The organism is Candidatus Accumulibacter vicinus (assembly GCF_000584955.1).
GTDB classification, from domain to species: Bacteria; Pseudomonadota; Gammaproteobacteria; order Burkholderiales; family Rhodocyclaceae; genus Accumulibacter; species Accumulibacter vicinus.
The window spans coordinates 1,424-3,258 of sequence record NZ_JDSS02000011.1; the positions used below are offsets into that span (position 1 = coordinate 1,424).

Sequence of the window (1,835 nt, forward strand, 5' to 3'; positions counted from 1 at the left end):
TCGGCTACCGCATCGGCTGGCCGAGCGGCGCCGACAAGCTGCTGCTCGTCTCGCTCGGCACCGGCCGGCCCGACCCTGCCGTCGCCCAGGCCGGAATCGCCGCGGGACAGGCCATCCAGGCGTTGCTGGCGATGATGGAGGACGTCGCGACGATGCAGCAAACGCTGCTGCAGTGGCTCAGCTCGAGCCCGACCGCGCGCACGATCGACCGCGAAGTCGGCGACCTGCGCCATGACCTGCTCGCCGGCACGCCGCTACTGACCTATCTGCGCTACGACCTGGAACTGGCCGCCGAACAGGTACGCGCGCTGGCCCCCGAATTGCGCGACGACAAGCTCGTCTCCTCGCTGAGCGAGATGGACGCGCCGGAGAACATGAACGTGCTGCACCAGCTCGGAATGCGCGTCGGCGCACGCGACGTCCAGGCGCACGACTTCCCCGCGCACTTCGATCTGCCGGCTGCGTAGTTCCCGGCTCACCCCGCCCGCCGTTCCCACCGTCCCCCATCTCCTGCCTGCTTCCTGCCAATGAACGCTCCCGCCACCCGCCGCCGCTACCGCCGCCGTGCCGACCAGGCCGTCGCCGCCGTCCAGCTCAACCTCGAAACGCCGGGCCTGCACTACCAGAAGTGGGGCAACGAGCAGTTCGCCAAGCCGGGCGACTGGCTGGTCGACAATGGTGGCGACGTCTACACCATCGACGCCGGAACGTTTGCCCGCACCTACCGGCGCGTCGGCTGCGGCGCGTACGTCAAGAGCACGCCGGTCTGGGCCGAACAGGCGGCGTGCGCCGGCAGCGTCGCGACTCAGGAAGGCCGTACGGCATACGAGGCCGGCGACTGGCTGGTCAGCAACCGCGAAGACGGCGGCGATGCGTACGCGATCAGCGCCGAGAAGTTCGCGCGCCTCTACGAACCCGACGAATAACTGGCTCACAGGCAGGAGGGTGGCATGCGCTATTTCGTCATTCGCGGCTTCGTGTCTTTCGAGCGCCCCGGCCTGCACCTCGTCGCGTTCGCCCAGCAGGCGATCGAAGACTTCGAAGCCGCGCGCGACAGCCTCGAACGCCTGCTGCGCCTCGGTGACTGCCAGACCGGCGTGCGCTTCGCGCTGGCCAACATCTACGAACGCAGCTACCGGCGCAGCGGCAAGCCCGAACTGATGGATCGCGCCGAACGCGCGCTCGACGAAGTCCTGCAGCGCCCCGACCTTCCGGCCAGCGAGCACGCCGAAGCGCTCGCGCTACGCGGGCGCAACCTCAAGACGCTGTGGCGCAAGGGTTTCGAGGGCATCGCCGACGCCGGAGATCGGCGCGCACGCGCGTGCAAGCGCCAACTGCTCGATAGCTGGCAGGCCTACCGCGAGTCGTTCCAGCGCGATCTCAACTCGTTCTACTGCGGCATCGCCTGCCTGCAGGTCGGCCACACGCTGCTCTCGCTGTCGGGCGAAAGGCGCTGGAAGGCGATGTTCCGCAGCCCGCGCGAAGCAGCGCGGCAGCGCAGCGAGCTGCAGGATGAGCTGCGCACGCTGCGCCACGTCGTCGCCGCGGCGATCGAGCGCGGCCTCGCGCACGGCAGCGAGAGCGACCGCTGCTGGGCGCGCATCAGCCGCGCCGACCTGCGCTTTTTGACCGGCAATGAAGCTGAGCTGCACGCCGACCCGTCGATCCTGCTCGATGACTACGAACACGCGCTGCTCGGCCTCGAACCGTTCTACCGCGGCGCGGCGATCGGCCAGTTGCAACTGTTCGTCGCGATCGGTGTGCGCGCGGCGATCGCCGAAGCGCTGATCGCCGCGCTGCGCCGTGACGAGCCGCCGACGGCATCGCCGCCGCAC

At 69.5% G+C, this 1,835-nt stretch carries 2 protein-coding genes and 1 pseudogene; all 3 read left to right on the top strand.

Translation table 11 applies throughout. From position 1 onward, the window contains the following. Nucleotides 1-467, top strand: a pseudogene (locus CAPSK01_RS02760) (hypothetical protein); the annotation flags it as partial. Nucleotides 468-527: 60 nt separating this feature from the next. Then, the gene (locus tag CAPSK01_RS02765) at nt 528-926 is read left to right on the top strand and encodes a hypothetical protein (RefSeq protein ID WP_034922194.1); all 399 of its coding nucleotides are present in this window, start codon (nt 528-530) and stop codon (nt 924-926) included. A 24-nt stretch (nt 927-950) separates the two neighbouring features. Then, on the top strand, nt 951-1,835 hold an 885-nt coding region (locus tag CAPSK01_RS21615), incomplete at its 3' end, for a tetratricopeptide repeat-containing protein (protein ID WP_273702979.1).